The organism is Nocardia sp. NPDC052316 (genome assembly GCF_044547795.1).
Taxonomy (GTDB): Bacteria; Actinomycetota; Actinomycetes; order Mycobacteriales; family Mycobacteriaceae; genus Nocardia.
This window is the reverse complement of sequence record NZ_JBIUBB010000003.1, coordinates 422,610-448,214: the sequence shown is the minus strand read 5'-3', so window position 1 is coordinate 448,214 and position 25,605 is coordinate 422,610. Positions and strand designations below refer to the sequence as shown.

At 66.6% G+C, this 25,605-nt stretch carries 25 protein-coding genes and 1 pseudogene; 10 read left to right on the top strand and 16 right to left on the bottom strand.

Annotated features, from left to right (window positions below; all coding sequences use genetic code 11):
* Positions 1 to 447: a DUF4254 domain-containing protein gene (locus tag ACIHA7_RS14765; RefSeq protein ID WP_397289512.1), complete on the bottom strand. Its 447-nt coding sequence runs from the start codon at positions 445 to 447 to the stop codon at positions 1 to 3.
* A gap of 123 nt (positions 448 to 570) precedes the next feature.
* Between ACIHA7_RS14765 and ACIHA7_RS14760 the strand changes: the two genes are divergently transcribed.
* Together ACIHA7_RS14760 and ACIHA7_RS14755 are read left to right on the top strand one after the other, a co-directional pair.
* Complete coding sequence (locus ACIHA7_RS14760) at positions 571 to 1,728, top strand: helix-turn-helix domain-containing protein (protein WP_397289510.1); 1,158 nt, start codon at positions 571 to 573, stop codon at positions 1,726 to 1,728.
* Positions 1,725 to 1,937 carry a DUF397 domain-containing protein gene (locus ACIHA7_RS14755; protein ID WP_397289508.1) on the top strand — a complete coding sequence of 71 codons (213 nt, stop codon included), beginning with the start codon at positions 1,725 to 1,727 and terminating at the stop codon, positions 1,935 to 1,937. Before ACIHA7_RS14760 ends, ACIHA7_RS14755 begins: the two co-directional genes overlap by 4 nt.
* 68 nt (positions 1,938 to 2,005) lie before the next feature.
* Here ACIHA7_RS14755 and ACIHA7_RS14750 read toward each other — a convergent pair whose 3' ends face one another.
* The 6 genes and pseudogenes from ACIHA7_RS14750 to ACIHA7_RS14725 all read right to left on the bottom strand — a co-directional run bounded on the left by ACIHA7_RS14750 (position 2,006) and on the right by ACIHA7_RS14725 (position 6,390).
* Positions 2,006 to 2,908, bottom strand: a complete 903-nt coding sequence (locus ACIHA7_RS14750; RefSeq protein ID WP_397289506.1) for an ADP-ribosylglycohydrolase family protein — start codon at positions 2,906 to 2,908, stop codon at positions 2,006 to 2,008.
* Positions 2,909 to 3,137: 229 nt separating this feature from the next.
* Positions 3,138 to 3,830, bottom strand: coding sequence for a PAS and ANTAR domain-containing protein (locus tag ACIHA7_RS14745; RefSeq protein WP_397289504.1), 693 nt, complete (start codon positions 3,828 to 3,830; stop codon positions 3,138 to 3,140).
* A gap of 164 nt (positions 3,831 to 3,994) precedes the next feature.
* Positions 3,995 to 4,184: pseudogene (locus ACIHA7_RS14740) on the bottom strand (DNA alkylation repair protein); the annotation flags it as partial.
* A gap of 38 nt (positions 4,185 to 4,222) precedes the next feature.
* Positions 4,223 to 4,798 carry a DinB family protein gene (locus ACIHA7_RS14735; RefSeq protein ID WP_397289502.1) on the bottom strand — a complete coding sequence of 192 codons (576 nt, stop codon included), beginning with the start codon at positions 4,796 to 4,798 and terminating at the stop codon, positions 4,223 to 4,225.
* Between the two features lie 65 nt (positions 4,799 to 4,863).
* The gene (locus ACIHA7_RS14730; protein ID WP_397289500.1) at positions 4,864 to 5,388 is read right to left on the bottom strand and encodes a hypothetical protein; all 525 of its coding nucleotides are present in this window, start codon (positions 5,386 to 5,388) and stop codon (positions 4,864 to 4,866) included.
* Positions 5,389 to 5,772: 384 nt separating this feature from the next.
* Complete coding sequence (locus ACIHA7_RS14725; protein WP_397289498.1) at positions 5,773 to 6,390, bottom strand: LysE family translocator; 618 nt, start codon at positions 6,388 to 6,390, stop codon at positions 5,773 to 5,775.
* A 110-nt stretch (positions 6,391 to 6,500) separates the two neighbouring features.
* Between ACIHA7_RS14725 and ACIHA7_RS14720 the strand changes: the two genes are divergently transcribed.
* Positions 6,501 to 6,956: an Lrp/AsnC family transcriptional regulator gene (locus ACIHA7_RS14720; RefSeq protein WP_397289496.1), complete on the top strand. Its 456-nt coding sequence runs from the start codon at positions 6,501 to 6,503 to the stop codon at positions 6,954 to 6,956.
* Between the two features lie 27 nt (positions 6,957 to 6,983).
* Here the strand turns inward: ACIHA7_RS14720 and ACIHA7_RS14715 are convergent, their stop codons facing one another.
* The 7 genes from ACIHA7_RS14715 to ACIHA7_RS14685 all read right to left on the bottom strand — a co-directional run bounded on the left by ACIHA7_RS14715 (position 6,984) and on the right by ACIHA7_RS14685 (position 13,387).
* On the bottom strand, positions 6,984 to 7,262 hold the full coding sequence (locus tag ACIHA7_RS14715) for a ribosomal protein L7/L12 (RefSeq protein ID WP_397289494.1): 279 nt from the start codon (positions 7,260 to 7,262) through the stop codon (positions 6,984 to 6,986).
* Between the two features lie 36 nt (positions 7,263 to 7,298).
* Positions 7,299 to 7,625: an STAS domain-containing protein gene (locus tag ACIHA7_RS14710; RefSeq protein WP_397289492.1), complete on the bottom strand. Its 327-nt coding sequence runs from the start codon at positions 7,623 to 7,625 to the stop codon at positions 7,299 to 7,301.
* A 369-nt stretch (positions 7,626 to 7,994) separates the two neighbouring features.
* Positions 7,995 to 9,275 (bottom strand): ATP-dependent Clp protease ATP-binding subunit ClpX, encoded by a 1,281-nt coding sequence (gene clpX / locus ACIHA7_RS14705; protein WP_107654767.1) that lies wholly within the window; start codon positions 9,273 to 9,275, stop codon positions 7,995 to 7,997.
* A 448-nt stretch (positions 9,276 to 9,723) separates the two neighbouring features.
* The gene (locus ACIHA7_RS14700) at positions 9,724 to 10,392 is read right to left on the bottom strand and encodes an ATP-dependent Clp protease proteolytic subunit (protein ID WP_378738546.1); all 669 of its coding nucleotides are present in this window, start codon (positions 10,390 to 10,392) and stop codon (positions 9,724 to 9,726) included.
* A gap of 67 nt (positions 10,393 to 10,459) precedes the next feature.
* Positions 10,460 to 11,047, bottom strand: coding sequence for an ATP-dependent Clp protease proteolytic subunit (locus tag ACIHA7_RS14695; protein WP_397289489.1), 588 nt, complete (start codon positions 11,045 to 11,047; stop codon positions 10,460 to 10,462).
* Positions 11,048 to 11,240: 193 nt separating this feature from the next.
* The gene (tig, locus tag ACIHA7_RS14690) at positions 11,241 to 12,641 is read right to left on the bottom strand and encodes a trigger factor (protein ID WP_397289487.1); all 1,401 of its coding nucleotides are present in this window, start codon (positions 12,639 to 12,641) and stop codon (positions 11,241 to 11,243) included.
* A gap of 170 nt (positions 12,642 to 12,811) precedes the next feature.
* Complete coding sequence (locus ACIHA7_RS14685; protein WP_397289485.1) at positions 12,812 to 13,387, bottom strand: FKBP-type peptidyl-prolyl cis-trans isomerase; 576 nt, start codon at positions 13,385 to 13,387, stop codon at positions 12,812 to 12,814.
* Between the two features lie 110 nt (positions 13,388 to 13,497).
* On the opposite strand from ACIHA7_RS14685, the gene ACIHA7_RS14680 reads away from it, so the two are divergent.
* The 6 genes from ACIHA7_RS14680 (at position 13,498) to ACIHA7_RS14655 (ending at position 23,339) form a co-directional block, all read left to right on the top strand.
* Positions 13,498 to 15,957 (top strand): phosphoketolase, encoded by a 2,460-nt coding sequence (locus ACIHA7_RS14680; protein WP_397289483.1) that lies wholly within the window; start codon positions 13,498 to 13,500, stop codon positions 15,955 to 15,957.
* 174 nt (positions 15,958 to 16,131) lie between these two features.
* The gene (locus ACIHA7_RS14675; protein ID WP_397289481.1) at positions 16,132 to 17,031 is read left to right on the top strand and encodes a glycosyltransferase; all 900 of its coding nucleotides are present in this window, start codon (positions 16,132 to 16,134) and stop codon (positions 17,029 to 17,031) included.
* 82 nt (positions 17,032 to 17,113) lie between these two features.
* Positions 17,114 to 18,679: a 3' terminal RNA ribose 2'-O-methyltransferase Hen1 gene (locus ACIHA7_RS14670; protein WP_397289479.1), complete on the top strand. Its 1,566-nt coding sequence runs from the start codon at positions 17,114 to 17,116 to the stop codon at positions 18,677 to 18,679.
* Positions 18,679 to 21,294 (top strand): polynucleotide kinase-phosphatase, encoded by a 2,616-nt coding sequence (locus tag ACIHA7_RS14665; RefSeq protein WP_397289477.1) that lies wholly within the window; start codon positions 18,679 to 18,681, stop codon positions 21,292 to 21,294. Before ACIHA7_RS14670 ends, ACIHA7_RS14665 begins: the two co-directional genes overlap by 1 nt.
* Before the next feature lie 274 nt (positions 21,295 to 21,568).
* Positions 21,569 to 21,970, top strand: coding sequence for a hypothetical protein (locus ACIHA7_RS14660; RefSeq protein ID WP_397289475.1), 402 nt, complete (start codon positions 21,569 to 21,571; stop codon positions 21,968 to 21,970).
* A 133-nt stretch (positions 21,971 to 22,103) separates the two neighbouring features.
* A complete protein-coding gene (locus tag ACIHA7_RS14655) occupies positions 22,104 to 23,339 on the top strand; it encodes a serine hydrolase domain-containing protein (RefSeq protein ID WP_397289473.1) in 1,236 nt (411 codons plus the stop codon).
* A 4-nt stretch (positions 23,340 to 23,343) separates the two neighbouring features.
* Here ACIHA7_RS14655 and ACIHA7_RS14650 read toward each other — a convergent pair whose 3' ends face one another.
* On the bottom strand, positions 23,344 to 23,739 hold the full coding sequence (locus ACIHA7_RS14650; protein ID WP_397289471.1) for a DUF1801 domain-containing protein: 396 nt from the start codon (positions 23,737 to 23,739) through the stop codon (positions 23,344 to 23,346).
* A gap of 68 nt (positions 23,740 to 23,807) precedes the next feature.
* Here ACIHA7_RS14650 and ACIHA7_RS14645 point away from each other — a divergent pair, with 68 nt between their 5' ends.
* The gene (locus ACIHA7_RS14645; RefSeq protein WP_397289469.1) at positions 23,808 to 24,455 is read left to right on the top strand and encodes a TetR/AcrR family transcriptional regulator; all 648 of its coding nucleotides are present in this window, start codon (positions 23,808 to 23,810) and stop codon (positions 24,453 to 24,455) included.
* Between the two features lie 169 nt (positions 24,456 to 24,624).
* On the opposite strand, the gene ACIHA7_RS14640 is transcribed toward ACIHA7_RS14645, so the two are convergent.
* Positions 24,625 to 25,389: a trans-aconitate 2-methyltransferase gene (locus ACIHA7_RS14640; protein ID WP_397289467.1), complete on the bottom strand. Its 765-nt coding sequence runs from the start codon at positions 25,387 to 25,389 to the stop codon at positions 24,625 to 24,627.
* Positions 25,390 to 25,605 lie beyond the last annotated feature (216 nt).

Sequence of the window (25,605 nt, the reverse complement as noted above, 5' to 3'; positions counted from 1 at the left end):
CTACGGCCCACCCGGCAGCCGTCTGCGCCCTGCGCACACCTCAGCGGCCAAATCGTCGTAGCCGACGGCCAATTCGGCGAGTTGCTCCCAAGCATCGCCCAGCTCCCACCGCGACGCACTCGCCAAGGCCGCGAAGGCGCACGCGGTGAACTGGGCAAGGCGGTCGACCACGGCCCCGACGGTCTCGGTATGGATGTACGCGGCACCGTGCGAGGGAGGTAGTTGCAGAGTGACCCAGCGATCGATGTCGCGCACCAATCCGGCACGCCGCACGTCGATTTGATCGATCTGCCTGCGGTCGTCGAGGGAGTCGCGGGCGGCGTACAGCCGTTGGTCGTGCAGGTCCGATAACTCGCGCGCCAAACGCAGTAGCGGGTGGTCGACCGGTAGATCGCCTCGACAGGCCTGCAGCAGTTGATGTTTCGGTGGTAGTGGATCGGTCAGCATCGCGGCTTCCTTGTGGCACAGGAGCACAGCGCGGTGCGGGTGGCCGAGCCGGAGGGACGAATTGTGTCCCGCGGTGGAACGAGGCCGCACGTGCGTCGATGGCAGGCGCAGCGAGCAGCTGGTGTGTCAGCGAACATCAAATTGTCCATCAAGGCCTCGACTCACATCGCCGGTTCAAGGGTGCGCCCGGCCGACAACGAAACTGTTAGGTTTGAGGTGGACTCCCTAACCGCATCGACCGGACGCGCATCAAACAAAACACCTGCCAGGGTGGCGATGTGTGCGGCTTCGGGCGGCCCGAATGAACTCCCCCGAATCGCCAGCAAACCTCCCGCGGCAGTTGCCATGATCTACCCGATGCGGGTCGAACGGCCCGCCCGAAGTGGGGAGGACTTCATGCCGGAGACCGGATCTACCCTGCCGCGAAGGCAACTCGGCCGGTATCTGACGGAGTGGCGCAGTCGCGCGGGAATGAGCCAGCAGAAAGCCGCTGAGCTACTGGAGATGGGGTCGAGCAGTCTGCAACGGCTGGAGCGTGGGCAGAACAGTCGGATCAAAGTGCGCGATATTCAGGCAGCGTGCGATCTGTACGGAGTGCCGAGCGAATTGGCTGAAGCGCTCACCGGGCTCGCCAAGCAGGCCGGCGTCAAGAGTTGGTGGCACGAGTACGGCGATCTCATACCGAAGGACTTCGATGTGTACGTCGGACTGGAGACAGCCGCAGTCGAACTGCGCTCTTATCATCCCGAGCTGATACCAGGTCTATTCCAGACGCCGGACTACCTTCGCGCCCTAGCGGAGCTGCGCCTTCCGAACGCAGCTGCAGCAGAACATGACCGATGGATTCAGCTGAGGATGCAGCGGCAGAACATCGTGACGCGCAAGACAGGCCCCACCACGGTCAACGCGCTGATAGGTGAGGCGGCACTACACCGCATCTCCGGTAGCCGACGAATCATGGCTGCGCAGCTCAAGTGGCTGGCCGACATCAGCACTCGGCCGAACGTCACGATCCGCGTGCTTCCGTTCCGCGCCGGATTCCCGGGAGGGGCTTACATAGGACCGTTCGTCATCTTGGACTTCGGTACGACAGCGACCGGCGAACCGGTAGAGCCCACCGTGGTCTTCATCGAAGGCAGCTCCGTCGGCAATCTTTACCTCGAAAAACCGGATGACGTCAGACGCTACGATGAATCGTACGAGGCCATCCGCCAGGCAGCATTGGATGCCACGGCCAGCAGGAATCTGTTCCGGCAGGTAGCAAGGGAGTATCTAGCGTGACCGTCGATTCAACTGGCGCTGAGTGGTTCAAGAGCAGCCGCAGCAACCCCAACGGCGAATGCGTAGAAGTCGCCTTCCTCGCCGACGGCACGATCGGTGTCCGAGACTCCAAGAACCCCAACGGTTCCGCCCTGATCTTCACCCCTGACGAGTGGAACGCTTTCACCACCGGAGTAGTCGATGGCGAGTTCAACCGTCCGCCACTCTGAATACCTCCACCAGTGAACAGCCCTCGGGCCGCTTCGTGAAACACCCCGAGGGCACTTCACTTCTACCCTCACTCTGCCGCCCAGGCCGGCAGCGGCTCACGCGCTGCCAACCACTCCTCCGGCACCCCGCGTATGTCCCCTCGCCGCCCCACGCCCGTGTGTGCCGCCACAATCCCTCCAACGATCGCAGCGGTAGTATCCGCATCCCCGCCGACCGCCACACACGCGGTGACAGCCCTCGGATAGTCCCTGAGAAAGCTGGCAGCCACCCACAACGTGAACGGCACCGTGTCCTGCGCACTGACTTCCGCGCCATTCCCGAGCTCATACGCCGCTTCGGCGACCGAGCACCCCAACAACTTCCGTGCTCGCCGCACACCGTCCGCCGTACGGCCGTCAACCAGATACGGCTCGACCGCATCCAGCAGTTCGCTCGGCGCACAACCTATCCCACGAGTCACCGCAGCGTGACCGGCCGCGACGGCAACCACCATCGCCCCCACGATCGCCTCCGGATGCCGATGCGTAACCTCCGCCGACGACGCCGCCTGCTCCGCCGCACGATCCGAGTCTTGGGCGAAGTACACCCCGAGCGGAGCCACCCGCATCGCAGCCCCATTCCCCCAAGACCCATGCCCGCCGAAACCGGCCCCCGCCGCCTCCCGCCACGGTCGTCCATCCCGAATCTCGTGCAACACAACAACTGTGCCCCCACCGTAACCCCGATACGGCTCACATCGATCAGCGAACACGGCCGCAAGCGCATCCTGATCAATCTGCCCACGGCGACGGATCTCCGAATACACCGAACAGGCCATCTCGGTATCGTCGGTCCATTCCCACGGCCCCGCCGGCGGCCGCCCGGCAATCAATTCACTGACCGACCGACCAGGCACAAAGAACTGCGCACCCAGCGCATCACCAACAGACAAGCCCTCCAGGCTGTCCCGAACACAATCAAACTCCGGCATGCTGCCGCAATACTCCCAACCCGCACCACCCACCCGCAACTCTGAGCACCCCGGTTGAATCAACTCTGGCCATTGGTCGGTTGATCACGAGGAACTGGTGTCGGCATCGATCGAGAGACCAACGACATCAGTTCCCCGTGATCAATTGTCCAGCAATTCGTTTCGCGCCGCCCCACGAGGGAGGCGCGCCTTACGCGCGCGGGGGCGAACACCCGACCGGATCGGTCCACTATTCGGAATCTGTTGGGGGGTCGGGTTGTTCGTGCACGGTCAGGAGCATGTGGTCGAACTGGGCACGCACTTTCACCGGTGCACCATCGAAGGTGTTGATGACGGCGATGAGTTTGGTGGCGAGGGTGCGCAGTTTGGTGTTGGTTTCCTGGGAGCGCCACTGCAGGACGCGGAAGGCTTGTTCGGCGTTGATGCCGTAGACGAACATCAACACGCCTTTGGCCTGTTCGATCACCGCGCGTGCTTCGACGACCCCGGGCACGGTGGTGTCGAGGGTTTCGCGATGGTTCTGGTCCAGCCGGTCGGTCAGGTCGATGTAGTAGCCGACGGTACCGACGGTGGCTCCATTCTCGTCGTGCAGGCGGTCGCCGACCACCAGGACGTGATGCATGGTCCCGGCGGTGTCGATGATGCGGTGCCGCGAGCAGAACGGGTCGCCGTGGCTGACCGCGACGGCGAGGGTTTCCGCGACGGTGTCGCGGTCGTCAGGGTGTTTGTGTGCGAGTAGCAGTTCGGTGGTCGGGGTGACGGTGCCGGGCTCGTAACCGTGCAGCTGGGCAACCTGGTCGGACCATTCCCAGCGTTGGTCGGCGAACCAGAACCGAAAACTACCGATCAGGTACGGGCTGCTCGCGGCGATCTGCTCCAGACTCGGCTGGCCGTCGGTAGTAGGTGCAACAGTCTCGGTCACGAAGCAATTATTACTCTTCACCAGCAGTGACACCGAAATTCCCGACTCGATCGTCAGGGACCATAGCAGAGGCCAGGTAGATAACAGCCGTCGTCAACCGGGCTCGTGTGCGAAGCCCTACTCCGCCTACCGCCTGCGCACCATTTCGGTGATCCACATCGGGCGTAGTTGACGGGCCAGTCATGCACCCTGGGTGTGTGCGCCTGACGCACCATCGCGTCCAGCTCGGCACGGTCGAAGGCTTTCGGGCGGCAGACCAGGGTCGTCACCGTGCTTCTCGTTCACCGCGCGGGCTCTCGGATCATCGAGTGCGGACAGCTCGGCGAGCACCCCGGCTACCGTTGTCTCGGCCACCGCCGACTCCTGTCCAACGTGTGGCAGGTTCAGCGTAGTTATCCGGTGGCAGTTTTGGTGTGCAGGTAGAGGTCGCGGAGCAGGCAGACCTCGGACAGGTGATGGATCAGTTCACGATGAATGTGCAGTACCAGAGCGGCCATCGGCAGGTCCGGGAAAGGCTCCTCGTCGCCGACCGGAACGCGGAGTCCGTCGTCCCCGAGGCTGCGCACTCCGGTCGACCAAGTGTCGAGCTGGGTTTCGAGTTGGTCGAGTGCGGCGGCCGCGGTGCCCGCGTATTCCCAGCTCTCGTAGGACGCCGCCGGTGCGCCGAAGTGTGCCGCGTTGCGGGCGGCGAGCACACCGACGATGACGTGACCGAGTCGCCAGGCGATCGTGGTGAATGGCGCGGGCGTCGGCGGCGGGAAGGCGTAGTCGATCGTGAAATCGCCGGCGCCGGCCTGTACCGGCGCCGTCGAACTGCCGCGTGGTCGCACACTCCACGCGTTCGGCACCGGTGACCAGAGGTACTCGTCGTCGGTGAGGCCGTCGAGCCGGGCTCGGATCTGATGATTCCAGTGGAACTCCCACTGCTCGCGCAGCGTCCGGTTCCAGTCGAGTTCGTCTGCGTTCATGAGGTCATCCTGACACCGCTAGCGGACAGGATCGGTCCGCAATATGCAGTGTCGACCGCGCACGTCTACTGGCTCAGCGACCGCGGGCTGTACCGCCATGACCTGCCGGGCGTGATGTCCGCAGGCTTGCCCACGCCCAACGATTTCCTGACCTCACCGATGAACCGGTCTCGGCACTCCTGCTGGTGTCGACGCGCGACGTGCCACGTATCGTCCGGCGGCACCGGGCCGTTGAACGCCACAGTCATCGCGTCGACGTCGGCGAAGTGCAGTTCCTCGGCGGCGGCCACGACCTCGCGCGGGGCGATCAGACGCAGTCTGCTGAGGCTCGTCATCGCGCGTCTGCAGGCGGTGTCCGAACTCTCCTTCTGCTCGACCAGTCCGGCGTGGTCGTCCGCCGCACGCAGATCCAGCGTCCGTGGCGCGCGGGTGGCGAAGCTGGCCTCGACGTACTCCACGTACGCCTCGACCAGGGAGTCGCGCAACCACCGCCGGTGTTCACGTCGCCCGGTGACGTACAGCGTTCCGAACGACAGGATCGCGGCCAAGGTGGCGGCGATCGCGCCGAGGATGGACGGAAGCTGTTCCATGGCAACCTGCTGTCGGTCGAAACCGTTGCACTACAGCGTAATGCGAGCGACGGGCCCGACGAATCCCCGAATCCGACACACCGTGTCAGCCGGGCTCACCGCCACCCGGACATGAAACTGCCCCAAGGTTGCCATCGAAGCCAACCTCGGGGCAGGGATCGCACGAACCGCGGATGCCTGCAGGTGTTGTCACCCGCGACCCTTTACCTACCGGAGGAAACCGGGAGCGCCCGCAACGCCGCCGACACAGTCGGAACCCGCGATATCCGCGGCAGCGAGGGACACCGAAAGAAACCCCACGACCACTACATCGCCCCTCTCCCACCGTTCGTTAACAGAATTTATGGACGACTTTCCGTCGCCCGCTGAACCGCCCGATGCAGCTCACAGCAGGCGTTCCAGCAGGAGGAGGGTGCCGATGATGAGCATGGCTATGCCGGAGATGCGGGTGACGAGGCGGGCGGCGGTGGGGCGGGCGCGCAGGACGGTGCGGGCGAGGGTGCCGACGCAGAGGTAGATGGCGGCGCAGCTGAGGGTGTGGATGAGGCCGAGGGTGCCGATTTGGGCGGCCAGGGGCCACGAGCCGGCGCGGTCGGTGAACTGCGGGAGCAGGGCGAGGAAGAGGAGGATGGCTTTGGGGTTGAGGCCGCTGATGCCGATCCCGCGCAGGACGCTGGCGCCCCACGGGGCCGGGTCGCCCTGGTCGGGCAGGGCGGTGGGGGTACCGGCGGTGGCGAGTGTTGTGCCGCCGAGCCACATCAGGTACAGGCCGCCGAAGACGGTAAGTGCGGTCAGCACAAGGGGATTGCGGTCGACGACGGCGGCGACGCCGGCCGCGACGACCGCGGTCAGTGCGACGTAACCCAGCAGCAGTCCCCCGACGGCGGGCACCACCGAACGTTCGCGTAGGCCTGCGGCGATCGCGTAGGCCCAGTCCGCGCCGGGCACCAGGATCAGCAGGACCGAGACGGTCCAGAACGCGGCGATGTACCCGACTGCCATGCGGAGCTGCTCCCTTCGAATGAATACCCGCAGGAAGAATAGGCGGATTCGACGGGGAGGTGATTCCAAGTTTTCGCAGCTGAGCGGCCTTATGTGGAAGGATCTTCTGCATGGATCGCGTCGACCGGAAGATTCTTGCGGAGCTACAGCACAACGGGCGTTTGACGATCACCGAACTCGCCGCCCGGGTCCGGCTGAGTCTGTCGCCGTGTCACCGTCGGCTGCGCGAGCTGGAACGAACCGGGGTGATCCGCGGCTATCGCGCGCTGGTCGACGCCGCGTCCGTCGGGTTGACGTTCGAGGCGCTGGTTTTCGTCACCATGCGCCAGGAGGATCGCACGACGGTGGCCGCGTTCGAACAGGCCGTCGCGGAGATACCGCACGTGTTGCAGGCCCAGCGGCTGTTCGGGGATCCGGATTTTCTGCTGCGTATCGTCGCGGCGGATCTGCCTGCGTTCCAACAGCTTTACGACGAGAAGCTGGCCACGCTGCCCGGTGTGCAGCACTTGACGTCGACACTGGTGATGAAGCATGTGGTGCACGAGCGGCCGGTACCGCTCCAGTAGTTTTACAGCCGTCGCCTGCGCGGCAACTCAGTACCGATAGCGCATTTCGACGGCGTCCTTGGCTTCTTTGAGACCACAGCCGGTCAGCTCTCGATAACGCTTGATCGCATGAATCTTCTTGCCCTCGGCCAAAAGTGCATCGATCTCGGTGAAGTCCAGGGACACGGGCCGCGCGGTGGCGGCTACCGTCCGCACCGGTTCGGCGGGCACTGGGGGCAGGTCCTGAATCCCCAGATGATGGAGGATAAGGTCCGTTTTGAAGTGCAGCGCATCAATTTTCCGCTCGAGGCGGCGGCGGGCAAACATGATCGAATCGTAGTGACCGCCGCCGTGTCTCGATAGCTAGGCGGCGCCGAGCAGCGCTTCGGCGAGGTTGGCTGAGGTGTCGAAGGCGACGAAATCGCCGGCGACCGCCAGCAGCCGGTCGACGCAGCGCGGGCCGGTGACCAGGCGAACCCGCCGGTCGGTGTGCTCAGCCCAGGTACGCGCCTCGATCAGCACATGCAGGCCGACGATGCCGAAGAACGTCACCTGGGACAGATCGATGACCACCAGCGGTGCGGCGCTATTCAGCGAGCCGATCAGTTGGGACCGGAACTGGTCGGAAGTATAGAAGTCCACTTCGCCCGCGACGGCACACAGCGTGACCGTTTCGCTCGGCGCGGTCACGGAAACGTGCAGTCGAGCTTCCGGTTCGGTACGACTCGGCAACGTTGCTCGACTCGGTGCCACACCTCGACTCGCCGTGAGGTCGGGTCGCGACGTGGTGGTTGCGCGGTTTGCGGGAGTAGCAAGAGTTGACGACATGTGGATCTCGGTCCTGTCGCGCACGGCAATTGACGTCCGTTGCCGGCAATGCGTTGCGTCCCGGGCTGTTGATGAGCACCAGAACTAGGCTGTTCGCTCAACCCTGAAGACGGGTTACCCATTCCACACCAGACCTACACCTCATCGGCGCGGAAATTATTTCCTTCTGGCAGCAACGAGAGAAGCCACCGCGCGCCGCGCGATGGCTTCTCTCAGCTCTGTCGAAGCGGACTACGCCGACTTCTCCCGGCGTTCCGCCCGCTGCGCCTTGCGGGGCACGATGGTCGGCAGCACGTTCTCGGTGACGGTGTCGGAGTCGACAACCACCTTGGCGACGTCGTCGCGGCTGGGGATGTCGTACATCACCGGCAGCAGGACTTCCTCCATGATGGCGCGCAGGCCACGCGCACCGGTGCCGCGCAGGATCGCCTGGTCGGCGATCGCCTCGAGGGCGTCGGTGGTGAACTCGAGGTCGACCCCGTCCATCTCGAACAGCCGGACGTACTGCTTGACCAGCGCGTTCTTCGGTTCGGAGAGGATCTTGACCAAGGATTCCTTGTCCAGGTTGGTCACCGAGGCGACCACCGGGAGGCGGCCGATGAACTCGGGGATCAGGCCGAACTTGATCAGGTCTTCCGGCATCACCTCGGCGAAGTGATCGGCGGTGTCGATCTCGGACTTGGATCTGACCTCGGAGCCGAAGCCGATGCCGCGGTGGCCGGTGCGCTCGGAGACGATCCGCTCCAGTCCCGCGAACGCGCCCGCGACGATGAACAGCACGTTGGTGGTGTCGATCTGGATGAACTCCTGGTGCGGGTGCTTGCGCCCACCCTGCGGCGGCACGCTCGCCTGGGTGCCCTCCAGGATCTTCAGCAGGGCTTGCTGCACACCCTCGCCGGAGACATCGCGGGTGATCGACGGGTTCTCGCTCTTGCGGGCGATCTTGTCGACCTCGTCGATGTAGATGATGCCGGTCTCTGCGCGCTTCACGTCGTAGTCCGCAGCCTGGATGAGCTTCAGCAGGATGTTCTCGACGTCCTCGCCGACATACCCGGCCTCCGTCAGCGCGGTCGCGTCGGCGATGGCGAACGGGACGTTGAGCATCTTGGCCAGCGTCTGCGCGAGGTAGGTCTTGCCGCAGCCGGTGGGGCCGAGCATAAGAATGTTCGACTTGGTCAGCTCGACGACCTCGCCGCGGCTGTCGCGGCCCTTGTCGCCGGCCTGGATGCGCTTGTAGTGGTTGTAGACAGCCACCGCGAGGGTGCGCTTGGCGGTGTCCTGCCCGATCACGTAGTTCTCCAGGAAGTCCCGGATCTCCGCGGGCTTGGGCAGCTCATCGAGCTTGACCTCGCTGGATTCGGCGAGCTCCTCCTCGATGATCTCGTTGCATAGATCGATGCACTCGTCGCAGATGTACACCCCTGGTCCCGCAATGAGCTTCTTGACCTGCTTCTGGCTCTTTCCGCAGAACGAGCACTTGAGCAGATCGCCGCCATCTCCGATGCGCGCCATCTCGTGGGTCCCTACTTCCTTGTCCGCGTGCAACCGTCCGTCCAGGTTGCCAGCTATCTGCCGCCTTGCTTGTCCGCGCCACCGGCTGTGATCGCAAACGCATCGACCGGTTCCGGCGGGTGAGGCAGTGCTGTCAACCGGGAGCAAAGGTCCCTAGGTTGACCGTACCTGGTGTGTGCGATGGAGGTCGACAACTCGAGCATGTTTCTCCGCCGGGTTGTGCGAGTTCTCACGACACCGGAGCACGTTTCGTCCGTTCAGCAGCCATTTCGCGCTCCGGCCAGTTGTTTCATCGGTGCTGCGTACCCGAGTGTTTCCGGGCCCGCCGTGTCACTGGAGCAGTCCGGCCGGGCAGCACGCAACGTGGCGCACTTCCCGGCCGGAAATCCCTGGGGTACAGCAATTTACGAGCGAATCGCCGCCGGGGTCGACGATTCGCCCGACGCGATCACTTCTTCTGCGCGCTGAGCTTGCGGTAATCGAACACCTGGTCGATGATCCCGTATTCCTTGGCGTCTTCGGCCGTGAGGATCTTGTCGCGGTCGGTGTCCTTGCGGATCTGGTCCGCGTCCTTACCGGTGTGGCGAGCCAGCGTGGTCTCCATCAGGCGACGCATGCGCTCGATCTCGGCGGCCTGGATCTCCAGATCCGACACCTGACCCTGGATGCCGCCCTCGAGCGACGGCTGGTGGATCAGCACGCGGGCGTTGGGCAGGCAGGCACGCTTGCCGGGAGTACCGGCGGCGAGCAGCACGGCCGCGGCCGAGGCGGCCTGGCCGAGGCAGACGGTCGCGACATCGGCACGCACGTACTGCATGGTGTCGTAGATGGCCATCAGCGAGGTGAACGAGCCACCGGGCGAGTTGATGTACATGGTGATGTCGCGGTCGGGGTCGAGCGACTCCAGCACCAGCAGCTGCGCCATGACGTCGTTCGCCGAGGCGTCGTCCACCTGCACGCCGAGGAAGATGATGCGCTCCTCGAACAGCTTGTTGTACGGGTTGGACTCCTTGACGCCGAAGCTCGAGTGCTCGATGAACGACGGCAGGATGTAGCGCGACTGCGGGCTCTGCGGCGCCATGCCGCCGAGTGCGCGTGGGTCAAACTGGTTGGCCATCTTGGTCTCCAAAGTCTGTGTGTGGAAGCGGCTGCTGCGCTGAACGGACGAAGAGTCCGGATGGCACCTAGTTGCCTGCGCCGTTGGTCTGCTCCGCGTGGCTGATCACTCGGTCGATGAAGCCGTATTCCAGCGCCTGCTGCGCGGTGAACCAGCGGTCGCGGTCGGCGTCGATGGTGACCTGCTCGACGGACTTGCCGGTGTGCAGCGCCTGCAACTCGTTGAGCTCACGCTTGGTGTGCGCGAACTGCTCGGCCATGATCGCGATGTCGGCCGCGGAACCACCGATGCCCGCCGACGGCTGGTGCATCATGATCCGGGCGTGCGGCAGGGCGAAGCGCTTGCCCTTGGTGCCCGCGGTCAGCAGGAACTGGCCCATCGACGCGGCCAATCCCATGCCGTAGGTCGCGATATCGCACTCCGCGAACTGCATGGTGTCGTAGATGGCCATACCGGCGGTCACCGAACCACCGGGCGAGTTGATGTAGAGCGCGATGTCCTTGGTCGGATCCTCCGCCGTGAGCAGCAGGATCTGCGCGCAGAGCTTGTTCGCGATGTCGTCGTCGACCTGGGTGCCGAGGAAGATGATGCGATTGCTGAGCAGCCGCTCGTACACCGAATCGCTGAGGTTGAGACCAGCAGTCGCGGATGTCATGACGACCCCTGCCTGATTGACTGTCACGGATACCTGCCTTTTCTAACCGGCTCGTTGGCCGACGGCCATCTCTGGTTCGTTGTCACAAACATTAACGACAAGGGCGGCACCGAACTCCCGGTACCGCCCTTCTTCGCTTACAGCGCAATCAGCCCAGCTGAGAGCCGCACGTCACGCTGGCACTGCATAGAACTTATTCGGCCTTCGCCGCGGCGGTCTCGGTCGACTCGACCTCGGCGACGCCTTCGGCCTCGACCTCGGGGGCGGAATCCTCAGGGGCACCGAACATTTCGGCGGTGTCCACCACGTTGCCCGCGGAGTCGGTGACCTTCACCTTGCCGACGACGCCCGCAAGCGCCTTACCGCGCCGGACGTCGGCGAAGATCGCGCCGAGCTGACCGGCCTGCTGCACCTGCTGGATGAACTGCTCCGGCGCCAGGCCGTAGCGCTGCGACTGGAACAGGATCCGCTCGGTGAGCTCTTCCTGGCCGACCTGGGTGTTTTCCGCCTCGGCGATGGCGTCCAGCAGCAGCTGGGTGCGCACCGACTTCTCGGCGGACTCCTTGGCGTCCTTGTCGAACTCCTCGCGGCTCGAGCCCTGGGCCTCGAGCGCCTCGGCGAGCTTGGCCTCGTCGTGGTCGAAGCCGTGCACCGCGTCGTGGGTGACGGCGTCGATCTCGGCCTGCACGACCGCCTCGGGCAGCGGCACCTCGACCTGCTCGAGCAGGGTCTCCAGCACCTTGTCCCGGATCTCGCCTGCCTGCTGCACCTTCTTGCTGCGCTCGACCCGGTTGCGCAGGTCTGCCTTCAGCTCGTCGAGGGTGTCGAATTCGCTGGCCAGCTGGGCGAAGTCGTCGTCGGCCTCGGGCAGCTCGCGCTCCTTGACCGACTGCACGGTGACCTTGATGACGGCTTCCTTGCCCGCATGCTCACCGGCCACCAGGTTCGAGGTGAACTCCTTGGACTCACCGGCGGACAGGCCGATCAGCGCCTCGTCGAGACCCTCGATGAGCTGGCCGGAGCCGACCTCGTGGGACAGGCCGGTGGTGGACGCCTCCGGCACGTCCTCGCCGTCGACGGTCGCCGACAGGTCGATCGACACGAAGTCGCCGTCCTGGACCGGGCGCTCGACACCGGTGAGGGTGCCGAAGCGCTGGCGCAGCGACTGCAGCTGCTCCTCGATGTCCTCGTCGCCGATGGTGAAGGCGTCCACGGTCACCGCGATGTTCTCGTACTCGGGCAGCGTGATCTCCGGGCGCACGTCGACCTCGGCGGTGAACGCGAGCTCCTCGCCGTCTTCGATCTTGGTGATCTCGATCTCGGGCTGGCCGATGACCTTCACGTCGGCGGCGGTGACGGCCTCGCTGTAGCGGCCGGGCAGCACGTCGTTGACGACCTGCTCCAGCACCGCGCCGCGGCCCAGACGCGCCTCGAGCAACTTGGCCGGCGCCTTGCCCGGACGGAAGCCGGGGATCTTGACCTGCTTGGCGAGTGCCTTGTACGCGCGGTCGAAGTCCGGCTTCAGTTCCTCGAAGGGCACCTCGACATTGATCCGGACCCGGGTCGGGCTCAGCTGCTCGACGGTGCTCTTCACGGACATGCTCCTTGTTCGTCGTCTGTTCTGGTTGAGACGCGATCCCCCATCGTCCCGGCCTGCTACCGGGACCCCGGCACCCGCCGGGCTGGCGAGGGACGCGGCGTACGCATCCCGACCAGGTTAGTTGACCGGCCGGGGCGGGCTGCACTCGGCCGCTTTTCGGACCGCTACTTCCCCACCGAGACCGCGTCGGTGACGAAGACCAGCGTCTCGTTCGGCGCGATACCGCGACCGCCCGCGCCGTAGCCGAGGTCCGGCGGCACGATCAGCAGCCTGCGGGTGCCCTCCTGTACGCCGACCAGTCCCTCGTCCCAGCCCTGGATGACCTGGCCGCCGCCGAGGGTGAGCTGGAAGGGGGTGCCTCGGTCGAAGGAGCTGTCCTTCTTCTGCTTGTTCGACCAGGTGACGAGCGCGTAGTTCATGGTGAGCGGCTGGCCCGCGGCCGCGCCGGGGCCGCTGCCCTGGATAAGGTCCTTGGTGATGAGCGTCTTGGGCGGATCGCAGTTGTCCGGGATGGTGATCTTCGGTGCGGAGCCGAAGTCGCCGCTCACGCCGATGTCCTCCGCGGTGCATTCCCGGCCCTTGCTCTGGGTCGCCGCGGCCGATGCGCTCGTGGAAAGACTCTTCGCGGGCGCGGTGGTGGACGGAGTAGAGGACGCCTTGTCATCCGATCCACAGGCGACCAGAGTGGACGCCGCCGCGGCCATGGTGCCGATCCCGATGATCCTGCCGAGTGTGTGCATGCGGCGGACCCTAGACCATCATCGCGGCGAATGTCCGAGTCGCCCGGCGCGCGTCGGACTGCCGTTACGCTGACAGTGGAATCTCCCCCTACGACGAGGAGAGTCGGCGCATGACCCACATGGCGAGCGCGGGTGGCGATACCTCCGCCGACAATGTCGGCAGCGCGGGCGGCGAGAGCGTCGCCCCGCAGCCCTATCGGCTGACGGAGATCGCAGGCCCGCTGGACCGCGACGAACTGACCTCGATCGACGCGTGGTGGCGAGCCGCGAACTACCTCGCCGTCGGGCAGATCTATCTGATGACCAATCCGCTGCTGCGCGAACCGCTGCAGGCCGAGCACATCAAACCGCGGCTGCTCGGGCACTTCGGTACCGTGCCGGGGTTGAATCTGGTGTGGGTGCACGCCAACCGGGCGATCCGGCAGCGCGGGCTCAACGCGGTCTTCGTCGCAGGCCCCGGGCACGGCGGGCCGGGGCCGAACGCCTGCGCCTGGCTGGAGGGCACGTACTCCGAGCTGTACAGCCACATTCCGCAGGACGCCGCGGGCATGGGTGCGCTGTTCGCGCAGTTCTCCTTTCCCGGCGGCGTGCCGAGTCATTGCGCGCCGGAGACGCCCGGCTCGTTCCACGAGGGTGGCGAACTGGGCTACTCCCTGCTGCATGCCTTCGGTGCGGCGCTGGACAACCCGGACCTCACGGTGTTCTGCGTGGTCGGCGACGGCGAGGCGGAGACCGGGCCGCTGGCTACCAGCTGGCACGCGAACAAGTTCCTCAATCCGGCGCGCGACGGTGCGGTGTTGCCGATCCTCGCGCTGAACCAGTACAAAATCGCCAATCCGACCATCCTGGCGCGCATTCCGGAGCAGGAGCTGGTTTCCCTGATGCGCGGGTACGGCTACGAGGCGATCGTCGTCTCGGGCAGCGACCCCACCGCGGTACATCAGGCGATGGCCGTCGCGGTCGACACCTGTATGGAGCGCATCGCGCAGATCCAACGCGCCGCACGCGGCGGCACCGATGGCGCGCGCCCGGTGTGGCCGATGATCGTGCTGCGCACCCCGAAGGGCTGGACCTGTCCGCCCGTGGTGGACGGCGATCCGGTCGAGGGCACCTTCCGCGCGCATCAGGTGCCGCTGCCAGGTGCACGGTCGGATGCGGGCCATCGCGCGGTGCTGGAGCAGTGGCTGCGGTCCTATCGCCCTGCGGAGTTGTTCGACGAGCTGGGCAGGCCGGTATCGGAGCTGCTCGACCAGGTGCCCGAGGGCGACCAGCGGATGAGCGCGAACCCGATCGCCAACGGCGGCATGCTCGTTCGTGATCTGAACCTGCCGGGCTGGCGCGAGTTCGGGGTGCCGGTCGCCACGCCCGGCGGCTCCCAGCACGAGGCGACCAGGGTGCTCGGCGCCTGGTTGCGCGAGGTCACCAGGAACAACCCGGACAACTTCATCACCTTCGCGCCCGACGAGCTGGCCAGCAACCGGCTGCAGGACATCCTGGAGGTGACCGGCCGCAACTGGCAGGCCGAGATCGATGAGTACGACGAGCAACTCGACCGCACCGGCCGGGTGATCGAGGTGCTGTCCGAGCACATGTGCCAGGGGCTGCTGGAGGGCTATCTGCTCACCGGCAGGCACGGGGTGTTCACCTGCTACGAGGCGTTCATCCACATTGTCGACGCGATGTTCAACCAGCACGCCAAGTGGCTCGACGCCAGCGCAGGCGTGCCGTGGCGGCGACCCATCGCAAGCCTCAACTATCTGCTGTCCTCACATGTTTGGCGACAGGACCACAACGGGTTCACCCATCAGGACCCAGGCTTCCTCGACGTGGTGCTCAACAAGAAGCCCTCGATCGTGCGGGTCTATCTGCCGCCGGACGCCAACACGCTGCTGTCGACCTACGACCACTGCCTGCGGTCCCGGCACTACGTCAACGTGGTCGTTGCGGGCAAACAACCCCAGGCGGACTGGCTTTCGGTGACCGACGCGGCCGAGCACTGCGCCCGCGGCATCGGGATCTGGGACTGGGCGGGGCACAACGACGAGCTCGGCACCGTTCCGGATGTGGTGCTGGCCTGCGCCGGTGACGTGCCCACACTGGAAACCCTTGCGGCGGCGGCGATTCTGCGCGATCGGCTGCCCACCCTGCGGGTCAGGGTGGTCAATGTGGTCGACCTGATGCGCCTGCAACCGCAGGACGAACACCCACATGGGTTGCCCGACAGCGAGTTCGACACGCTGTTCACCCACGATCGGCCGGTGATCTTCGCGTTCCACGGCTATCCATGGCTGATCCACCGGCTCACCTATCGACGTACCAACCACGACGGGCTGCACGTGCGCGGCTACAAGGAACGCGGCACCACCACCACACCGTTCGACATGGTGATGCTCAACGACCTCGATCGGTACCACCTGGTGATGGACGTCATCGATCGGGTGCCGAGCCTGGGTGAGCGAGCCGCCGGGTTGCGTCAGGAAATGGTCGACGCACGGTGGGAGGCGCGGGCCTGGACCCGGGAGCACGGCGAGGACATTCCGGAGGTCGCCGACTGGAGTTGGCCGTACTGACTCCAACCGCTGCGGAGTGTGCACACTCGCGTATACTTCCCTGACCGGGGACACCTTCAAAAGCATTGTGGTGAAGGGTAGTTCGCGAACAAGTTCCTCGATGCCGTCGGGTGGGACGGTCCACGTGCTCGTCCCGCCGATGGCGTCCTCGTCGAGGCCCAAGGGGGAGTAACGATGTCGGCGTCAGCCGTACCCGCACGTAAGCCCGAGCTCGTCTCGGTCGTCATCCCGGTGTTCAACGGACTGCCGGAATTGGACGAACAACTCGCCGGCCTGGCCGAACAGGACTATCAGGGTCCCTACGAGGTGGTGATCAGCGACAACGGCTCCAGCGACGGCCTGGCCGAGCACATCGCCGGACATCCGCTGACCGCGCGCCTGCGGTTGCGCTACGTGGCCAGCTCCGCCACACCGGGTCCGTCGTACGCGCGCAACAACGGGGCGGCGCTGGCCGAGGGCGATTTCCTCGCCTTCGTCGACCAGGACGACCGCGTGCATCCCGGTTGGCTCAGCGCGCTGGTGCGCACCGCCGCCGACTACGACGCGGTGAGCGGCGCCGTCGAGGTGACGACGCTCAACACCCCGGAGGTGGCCCGCTGGCGACCGATGCCCGCACCGGAGGACGGCTTCCCCACCCACTACCTGCCCTACGCGCACGGCAACAACGCCGGGTACTGGCGTGCCGCCTTCGACAAGATCGGCGGGTTCGACGAGAGCCTCTTCGGTGGCGACGACGTGGACATCAGCTGGCGCCTACAGGAAGCCGGGTTGCGCCTCGGCCATTCTGCGGATGCGCTCGTCGCATACCGCCTGCGCACGACCTACCGCGACACCTGGCGGCAGGCGCTCAACTACGGGCGCGGCGCCGTCGAGGTGTACGTCAAGCATCGGTCGGCCGGCTGTCCCCGATTGCCCTTCCAGGCGACGTGGTTCTCGATTGTCCTTGTGGTGCTGCACAATCCGTTCCTCCCGCTCACCAGGAATCGCGTCCCTCGCGGTTTGTGGACCCTGCACGCCGGTGTGCTCGCCGGGCGGATCCAAGCCTGCCTGCGCCACCGCACCTATTACGGATAGCGGCGAACGAAACCAGACCAGGGCCCGCGACGGGAATGAAACTTCCTTGCGCAGGTCCCGGCCACTGGGTGACGATCGCTGCATGCTCCTGACGATCACCTGCACACCACCGGAGGACGCCGACTGGCCGGCGACCGACCTGGGGTTCTTGCTGCACAAGAACCCCGACCGGGTGCAGGCGTTCGAACAGTCCTACGGCACAGCGCATGTCGTGTACCCGGAGGCGACCGCCGCCCGGTGCACGGCGGCACTGGTGCTGGAGATCGATCCGATCCGGCTGGTGCGCGGACGTTCGCGCGGGACACCGGATTTCAGTCTCGGCCAGTACGTCAACGATCGGCCGTACGCGGCGTCGTCGCTGCTGTCGGTCGCGATCGGGGCGGTGTTTCGCACCGCGCTGCACGGGCGCTGCACGCTACGCCCGGAGTTGGCGCAGACCGCGCTGCCGTTGCGCATCGAGTTGCCCGCCGTACCGTGCCGCGGCGGGGCCGAGGTGGCGGAGCGGGTGTTCGGCCCGCTCGGCTGGGCGGTGACCGCCACCGCCCTGCCGTTGGATCCGGCGTTTCCGGAGTGGGGTGACTCGCACCTCCTGCGGCTGGAGTTGGCCGGGATTGTGCGGTTGGCGGACGCGCTTTCGCACCTGTACGTCTTGCTGCCGGTGCTGGACGGGGCGAAGCACTACTGGCTGGCCGCCGATGAGGTCGACAAGCTGATCCGGGCTGGTGGCGGGTGGCTGGCCGAGCATCCGGAACGCGGGTGGATCACGCGGCGGTACCTGGCGCGACGGCAGTCGCTGGTGCGCACGGCGCTGGCTCGGCTGGCCGAGTTGGACGAGGTGGAGCCGGAGCAGTTGGACGCGGTGGAGGAAGTGGACGACGCTAGCGGGCAAGTCGACACGTCAGCTCCCGATCCTTGCGCTGATGGCGAGACCACCCCGGACCCCGCCTCGGCAGTGGCCGATGCACATGACATAGCCGAAACACCCCCGGGGACAGTGCCATTGGCAGTCGCACGACGCGCTGCGGTGCGCGCCGCGCTGCACGAGGTCGGCGCTCATCGGGTGCTCGACCTCGGTTGCGGTGAGGGCACGTTGCTGCGAGAGCTGCTGTCGGACAAGACCTTCACCGAGATCGTCGGCGTGGACGTGTCGATGCGGGCGTTGCACATCGCTGAACGCAAGTTGCGGCTCGAGCGCATGCCCGAACGTGTGGCGCAACGGCTGACCCTGCGGCAGGGTGCGCTCACCTACACCGATGCCCGGCTGCGCGGTTATGACGCCGCGGTGCTGATGGAGGTCATCGAGCACGTGGATCCACCCCGTCTCGGGGCGCTGGAGCACGCGGTCTTCGCGGCGGCGGCACCGCGGGCGGTGCTCGTCACGACGCCGAACGCGGAGGTCAATGTGCGCTTCGAGGGCTTGGCGGCCGGTGCCTTTCGGCATGACGATCACCGGTTCGAGTGGACCCGTGCCGAATTCGCGGCCTGGGCCGACGGTGTCGCGGCCCGGCACGGGTATTCCGTGCGGTTCGTGCCGATCGGTGTGGTGGACGCGGAGTTCGGGGCGCCCACCCAAATGGCGGTATTCAGCAAGATCGAGTTCGACAGTGCCACGGTCGCCGTGGCTGCTACCAGGGAAGGGGTGGCGTGATGGCAGAGCTCTCGGTGCCCGAGCTTTCCCTGGTTGTGTTGATCGGTAGCACCGGCTCGGGTAAATCCACGTTCGCGCGCAAGCACTTTCGGTCGACCGCAGTGGTGTCCTCTGATGCGTGCCGCGGCATCGTCAGCGACGACGAGAACGATCAGTCGGCCACCGCCGATGCCTTCGCGCTGCTGCACCACATCGCGGGCGTCCGGTTGCGGCGTGGCCTGCGCACGGTGGTCGACGCGACCAACGTGCAGGCCAAGTCGCGGCAGGAACTGATCGCGGTAGCCCGCGCACACGACGTGCTGCCGGTCGCGATCGTGCTCGACGTGCCGGATTCGGTATGCCTGGAACGCAATTCGGCACGCCCGGACCGGGCCTCGCTCGGTGCGCACGTGGTCGTCCGGCAGCAGCGCGAGTTGCGGCGCAGCCTGCGCGGACTGGAGCGCGAGGGCTTCCGCAAGGTGTACGTGCTGCGCGGGGTGGCCGAGATCGAGGCGGCGACCATCGTCGATGAGAAGGCGTGGAACGACAAGCGGGAACTCACCGGGCCGTTCGACGTGATCGGTGACGTGCACGGCTGCCGCGGCGAACTGGAGACGCTGCTCGGTGAGCTCGGCTATGTCCTCGAACGCGACGACACCGGCCGGGCAATCGGCGCTCGGCACCCGGCGGGGCGTACGGCGGTGTTCGTCGGCGACCTGGTCGACCGTGGGCCGGACACCCCTGGCGTGCTGCGGCTGGTGATGGGCATGGTCGCGGCCGGAACGGCGCTGTGCGTCACCGGCAATCACGAGAACAAGCTCGTCCGCGCCCTCGACGGCAAACAGGTACGAGTCGCACACGGCCTGGCCGAGTCGCTGGCTCAGCTCGACAACGAGGACGAGGTCTTCCGCAAGGCGGCCCACGAATTCTGCCGCGGACTGGTCAGCCACTATGTGCTCGACGGCGGCAAGCTCGTCGTCGCGCACGCGGGGCTGAAGGAAGAGTTCCACGGGCGGGCCTCGGGACGGGTGCGGTCCTTCGCCATGTACGGCGAAACCACCGGGGAGACAGACGAATACGGTCTGCCGGTGCGTTATCCGTGGGCCAACGACTATCGCGGCCGGGCCACCGTGCTGTACGGGCACACCCCGGTGCTGGACCTGCAGTGGGTGAACAACACGCTGTGCCTGGACACCGGCGTGGTGTTCGGCGGCAGGCTTTCCGCGTTGCGCTATCCGGAGCGTGAGCCGGTTTCGGTTGCGGCGGAGGCAGTTTGGTACGAGCCGGCGCGCCCACTGGAGGCCACCGTAGCGGCTTCCGACGCGGTTGTGTCGGCTGCGGCCGGGGGCGTGGTACACCGTGATCCCGGCGTGCTCGACCTGGAGGACGTGATCGGCCGTCGCGTCGTGGAGACCCGGTATCACGGGCGGGTCGGCGTACAGGAGGAAAACGCCTGCGCCGCACTGGAAGTGATGAGCCGATTCGCGATCGACCCGCGCTGGCTGGTGTACCTGCCGCCGACCATGTCGCCGTGCGCGACCTCGGAGCTGGCGGGCTATCTGGAACATCCGGCGGAGGCGTTCGCGTACTACCGCGGCGAGGGCGTCGACCGGCTGGTGTGCGAGGAGAAGCACATGGGGTCGCGGGCCGTGGTCCTGGTTTCCCGGTCGGCCGCCGCGGCGCGGGACCGATTCGGCGTCGACGACGGCGGCACCGGTGTGATCTACACGCGCACCGGTCGGCCGTTCTTCGACGATCCGGTGCACACCGAGACGCTGCTCGCCCGCGTGCGCGTGGCGGCCGAGACCGCGGGCCTCTTCGATGAGCTGCGCAGCGAGTGGCTACTGCTCGACACCGAACTGATGCCGTGGTCGGCGAAGGCGATCGGCTTGCTGCGCAACCAGTACGGCGCCGTCGGCACGGCGGCCCGGGCGGCCCTCGGTGCCACCGCCGGGGTGCTGGCGTCCGTGGCAGAACGTGGATTGGACGTCGCGGACCTTGCCGCGCGCACCGGAGCACGCGAAGGTGATGCCGCGGCATTCACCGACGCCTACGGCCGCTACTGCTGGCCGGTCGACGGCGTGGCCGGGCTCCGGCTCGCACCGTTCCAGATCCTCGCCGCCGAAGGATCGAATCACGCGGTGCGTGCGCACGATTGGCACCTCGCACTGATCGACCGGCTGGTCGCTGCCGACAGCGAGCTGTTCGCGCCGACGGGGCGGGTGTTCGTCGATCCGACCGATCCGGACAGCGTGGCAGCCGCCACCGACTGGTGGACCGAGCTGACCGCAGCGGGCGGCGAAGGCATGGTGGTGAAGCCGCGGCAAGCGCTGGTGCGCGGGACCAAGAAGGCCGAGGGCACCACGGGCGAGGGCAGGCTGGTACAGCCCGGCGTGAAATGCCGTGGACCCGAATACCTTCGGATCATCTACGGGCCGGAGTACCTGCGCGAGCACAACCTGACTCGGCTGCGCACGCGCGGCCTCGGCCGCAAGCGCTCGATGGCGTTGCGCGAGTACGCACTCGGGCTGGAGGCGTTGGACCGGCTCGCCGCGGGTGAACCGCTGTGGAGGGTGCACGAGGCCGTCTTCGCGGTGCTCGCACTGGAGTCCGAGCCGGTCGATCCGCGCTTGTAAGAAGCGGGGCGGACAGTGGACAACTGACACCACCCCCGCGGCGGATGCCCCGCCGCGTTGGGTGGTGTCAGCGCTGTCCCACCCAGCCCGCCCACGGGCAGCAGGCGTCATCGACAGCGCACGATCCATCTTTCGTCGGCGCTGGTTGAGCGCCGCCGGGCCGGGTAACCACCCCGGCGATGAGGCAGGATTCGGCCGCGGCGTGATTCTGCGCCGCGATCTCTTCTGAGTATGTTCGGCGACCTGTTCCCGCTACGCAGGAGGACGAAGATCCATGGTCACTATTCGAAATTCCGCCCGCATCGCCACCGTCATCGGGGCTACGGCCTTGGCCATCGCGTCGGCCAGCACTGTGGCCGCAGCCGAGAACGCCATCGAGGTCAGTGGTGTAGGGCCGGTCAATATCGGGATCGACTACAGCTGTGAACCCACGGCCGGCGTGGCCGCGATCCGGGTCATGGTCGGCGACCCACAGGCCGACAGTCCCTCGGCCACCGGTACTCAAACGGCGGTGACCTGCGACGGCAGCCGCCAGAGCGCCGTTGTGCTGCTCACCGGAGCGAACGGTACGGACGCGCCGCTCGCGGCGGGACAGACCGTTCAGGTTCGTGCTGCCCTCGTCGACAGCAACGACACCGTCGTTACTGGTCAGGCCAAGGTGGTCTCGTTGGCGTAGTTCGATCTCGGGCTCCAACTGTCCCAGACCCATTGCACGCGGTAACTGATACACGTTACCGTGAGTGTTAGCAAGCCGCTTGCAACTGTTACCACAGCGGCTTCGCAGGCGTACTGGACAAGGGAGTCTGACCATGCCGTCAGGGAGTTCGGACAACACGCCCAGCACCGGGCAGATGCTCATCGACGACCGCTTCACCGCCGTGGCCGCGAAGTTCTTCGCGATGTTCCGGCGCAAGCGGCAGGGCGGTGGCGCCCTCTCGGTCTACCTGAACGGTGCACCGGCGCTGGACATCTGGGCCGGCTGGGCGGACGGTGACCGGCGGTGGCGCGCCGATACGATCGCCCTGTCGTACTCGACCGGCAAGGGCGTCGCGGCCACCATCGCGCACCGGCTGGCCGAGCGCGGCGTGCTCGACTTCGACGCACCGGTGGCGACGTATTGGCCGGAGTTCGCGGCACAGGGCAAGGACGCCATCACCGTTCGCGATGTGCTGAACCATCGCGCCGGGCTGCAGCGCACCCGCGGCCTGCTCGACGACCCGGCTGATCTGCTCGACCACGACGCGATGGCCGCGGCCATCGCCGCCTCCGCACCGGATCCGCTGCGGCTGCGCGCATCCGGGTACCACGGACTAACCTTCGGCACGATCGTCGCGGAGATCGCACAGCGCACCACCGGGCGCAAATTCCCCGAGCTGGTCCGGACCGAGCTCGCGGAACCACTGGGCGACAACGACTTCTACTTCGGCGTCCCGCAACACGAGCGGCATCGGCTCGCCAAGCTGTCGCCGCGCCTCGGCATCGCGCGGGTGCCGTTCGATCGGATGATCGCCCCGTTCGCCTCGATGCGGGCGGTGCACTCGGCGCGCGGCGCGGTGTACGACGGCTGGGCGGACATGACGCTCGGCGAGCAGCCCTACGACGCGATGATGCCCGGCTGGAACGGGGTTTTCACGGCTCGGGCGCTGGGCAAGATGTACGGCGCGATCGCCAACGACGGCATGATCGGCCATCGGCGCCTGCTGCGGCCGGAGACCACCCGGCTGATCGCGCAGATGCCGCCGAACGGGCGGTTCGACTACGTGCTCGGCGCCGCACCACATTTCGCGCTCGGATATCACCGTGGCATCGTCGGCACCAGGCTGACCCGGCAAGCGTTGGGGCACTTCGGCATCGGCGGGTCCGGCGGCATCGCCATGCCGGGGCTCGGGCTGTCGGTCGCCTTCGTGACCAATCATCTCGGCAACCACGCCATGTCACTGGGCGATGCGCGGCTGCCGGTGCTCGCCGCGCTGTCCCAGCGCGCCGCCAGAGGCGTGAAAGACACCAGCGGGCTGCCGGATACCCTCGACGTCGCGGTCGGCTGAGACGTCAGCGCTCGCGCTTCAGCTTGCGCAAGCCACCCGCGCGATTATTGGCGATGATCTGCTGGAACATCGCGAGCAGTGGTGCGGCAGGGACCTTTTCGCCCTCGCGCACGGCCACTGTTCGGGCGGTCTTGTTGTCGTGGCCCGCGGTGATGATGCCGTCCGGGTCGGCGACGATGGCTCCGTCGTAGAGGAAGATGTTGACGTGGGTCTTCGCCGCGAGCAGGGCGCAAATATTGCCGTCGAGCACGAAGTACGGCCGCACCGTGCGCTTGATGGTCTCGACGACGTCCGGATCGGCGGCGTGCACCAGCTCGCGCACCTCCCGGCAGATTGCTTGCTGCCAGCTGGGCAGGGCGTCGATGTAGGCGTCGACGCGCGGGTCTACCGCGTAGGACATGCGCCGATCCAAGCACGATCCCGGCGGTCCGATGACCGTTTCTCGCCAGCCTGAGTACGATCGACCGTATGGAAAGTGGTCCCGACTCTGCGGTCCTCGCCCGGCGCGCACCGGCCGAGATCACCGACAAGCGCCTGCTCCGCGGCGCGAAAACGCGACAGACCGTGCTGCGGCACGCGGTGGACATCGCCTCGCTCGACGGGCTGGCGGGTCTGAGCTTCGGCAGGCTCGCCACCGACGCCGGGCTGAGCAAAGCGGGCATCCAGACGCTGTTCAAAACCAAGGAAGCCTTACAGCTGGCCGCCATCGACCACGCGCGCGATATGTTCGTCGACCAGGTGATCGAACCGACGAGGACCACTCCGCACGGGATCGCCCGATTGCGGGCGCTGATCGAGAGCTGGTTGGCCTACGCCGAGACTCCCCTGTTCGCCGGCGGCTGCTTCTGGATCGCGAGCATGCCGGAGCAGGACAGCAGGCCGGGGCCGTTGCGCGACGCGCTGCTGCGGGATCGGCGGGCGTGGGTGCGCATCCTCGAGCGGGAGCTGCGCGAGGCGGTGCGCGCGGGCGACATCGCCGAGGTCGATCCGGAACTCCTCGCCTATCAGATCGATGCGGTGCTGTGCGCCACCAACACCGCGCTGCGCGTGGGCGAGCCCGACGCCACGAGCCGAGCTCGCCGCATCGTCGACGGCATCCTGACCACTGGCAGTTGATGTGCCAGCGCCGCAATGACAACGGCGACAACGAAGTTCGCGATAGAAGACATCACGAAGCCCTGCCCCGCCACCGCGGCCGGCCACCACCACGATGTGCGCGTCGAGGATGGCCATGAACAAGCCGACGATGACCACCGACGCCGCGGCACACGGCCGGGTGAGCATCTCAGGGCTTGTGCGCCACCGCGAAGATCCGGCGGAACGGGAACCACGTCGTGCCGTCGGACCGCGCCGGGTACGCCATGCGCAGGCGCGCCGCCAGCTCGGTCCGGAATTCGCGCCAGTCCTCGTCGTCCAACGCGGCGCGAATCGGCCGCAGCGCAGTGCCGGTTACCCACTCCAGCACGGGATCTGGGCCCGAAAGTCGTTGCAGATACGTGGTTTCCCAGACATCGACCATGGTGTCGTCGGTGGCCAGCGCCGTCGCATAGTCGGCGGGCGTGGACACCGCGTCGGCGCTGCGCAGCGCGATCTCGGCCAGCTGGGCCTGCCAGCGCGCCTCGGTCGCCAGCGCGCGGATCTCCCGGTGCGACGGCGCGTCGAAATTGCCGGGCACCTGCATGGCGAACCAGGCGCCGGACGGCAGCGCGGGCAGCCACTCCGCGAGCAGGCTCAGGTGATCCGGAACCCATTGCAGGACAGCGTTACTGACCACGACGTCGGTCTCGGGTTCCGGCGTCCAGTCGTGCACGTCTAGCACGCGGGCATTGATACCCCGCTCCTGAGCTTCCTGCACCATCTCCGGCGAGGAGTCGAGCGCGTCGAGGTGCGCGTCGGGCCATCGTTCGGCGAGCACACCGGTGAGATTGCCCGGCCCGCAGCCCAAATCCACTACCCGGCGCGGCTTTTCGGCATCGATCCGGCTGATCAGCTCGAAGAACGGGCGGGAACGATGATCGGCGAAATCGAGGTACTTCTTCGGATCCCACATGCGAAACCCTTCTCGTAAACAGTACGAGCGTACTCAGTACGATTGTACTGTAAGCGGTGAACTGTCGGCGATTCACCCGAAGAAAACCGACCAGTTTTCGATGCGTCGTTCCGGGTAGTCAATACCTACCCACAGAATGTCCACCCTGATCTTCGTTGCCACGCAGCAAACAGATGGTTGCCAACCCGATCGCCGCGATCGGCTTCGTACCCCAGC

Coding starts and splice junctions, on each gene's coding strand:
- ACIHA7_RS14725 (WP_397289498.1), bottom strand. CDS start 6,390: ATGGCAGTCGGGTACATCGCCGCGTTCTGGACCGTCTCGGTCCTGCTG.
- ACIHA7_RS14645 (WP_397289469.1), top strand. CDS start 23,808: ATGGAAAGTGGTCCCGACTCTGCGGTCCTCGCCCGGCGCGCACCGGCC.
- ACIHA7_RS14650 (WP_397289471.1), bottom strand. CDS start 23,739: ATGTCCTACGCGGTAGACCCGCGCGTCGACGCCTACATCGACGCCCTG.
- ACIHA7_RS14720 (WP_397289496.1), top strand. CDS start 6,501: ATGGATCGCGTCGACCGGAAGATTCTTGCGGAGCTACAGCACAACGGG.
- ACIHA7_RS14765 (WP_397289512.1), bottom strand. CDS start 447: ATGCTGACCGATCCACTACCACCGAAACATCAACTGCTGCAGGCCTGT.
- ACIHA7_RS14730 (WP_397289500.1), bottom strand. CDS start 5,388: ATGGAACAGCTTCCGTCCATCCTCGGCGCGATCGCCGCCACCTTGGCC.
- ACIHA7_RS14655 (WP_397289473.1), top strand. CDS start 22,104: ATGCCGTCAGGGAGTTCGGACAACACGCCCAGCACCGGGCAGATGCTC.
- clpX (WP_107654767.1), bottom strand. CDS start 9,275: ATGGCGCGCATCGGAGATGGCGGCGATCTGCTCAAGTGCTCGTTCTGC.
- ACIHA7_RS14675 (WP_397289481.1), top strand. CDS start 16,132: ATGTCGGCGTCAGCCGTACCCGCACGTAAGCCCGAGCTCGTCTCGGTC.
- ACIHA7_RS14670 (WP_397289479.1), top strand. CDS start 17,114: ATGCTCCTGACGATCACCTGCACACCACCGGAGGACGCCGACTGGCCG.
- ACIHA7_RS14715 (WP_397289494.1), bottom strand. CDS start 7,262: ATGTTTGCCCGCCGCCGCCTCGAGCGGAAAATTGATGCGCTGCACTTC.
- ACIHA7_RS14750 (WP_397289506.1), bottom strand. CDS start 2,908: ATGCCGGAGTTTGATTGTGTTCGGGACAGCCTGGAGGGCTTGTCTGTT.
- ACIHA7_RS14660 (WP_397289475.1), top strand. CDS start 21,569: ATGGTCACTATTCGAAATTCCGCCCGCATCGCCACCGTCATCGGGGCT.
- ACIHA7_RS14685 (WP_397289485.1), bottom strand. CDS start 13,387: ATGCACACACTCGGCAGGATCATCGGGATCGGCACCATGGCCGCGGCG.
- ACIHA7_RS14640 (WP_397289467.1), bottom strand. CDS start 25,389: ATGTGGGATCCGAAGAAGTACCTCGATTTCGCCGATCATCGTTCCCGC.
- ACIHA7_RS14700 (WP_378738546.1), bottom strand. CDS start 10,392: ATGGCCAACCAGTTTGACCCACGCGCACTCGGCGGCATGGCGCCGCAG.
- ACIHA7_RS14695 (WP_397289489.1), bottom strand. CDS start 11,047: ATGACATCCGCGACTGCTGGTCTCAACCTCAGCGATTCGGTGTACGAG.
- ACIHA7_RS14665 (WP_397289477.1), top strand. CDS start 18,679: ATGGCAGAGCTCTCGGTGCCCGAGCTTTCCCTGGTTGTGTTGATCGGT.
- ACIHA7_RS14735 (WP_397289502.1), bottom strand. CDS start 4,798: ATGAACGCAGACGAACTCGACTGGAACCGGACGCTGCGCGAGCAGTGG.
- ACIHA7_RS14680 (WP_397289483.1), top strand. CDS start 13,498: ATGACCCACATGGCGAGCGCGGGTGGCGATACCTCCGCCGACAATGTC.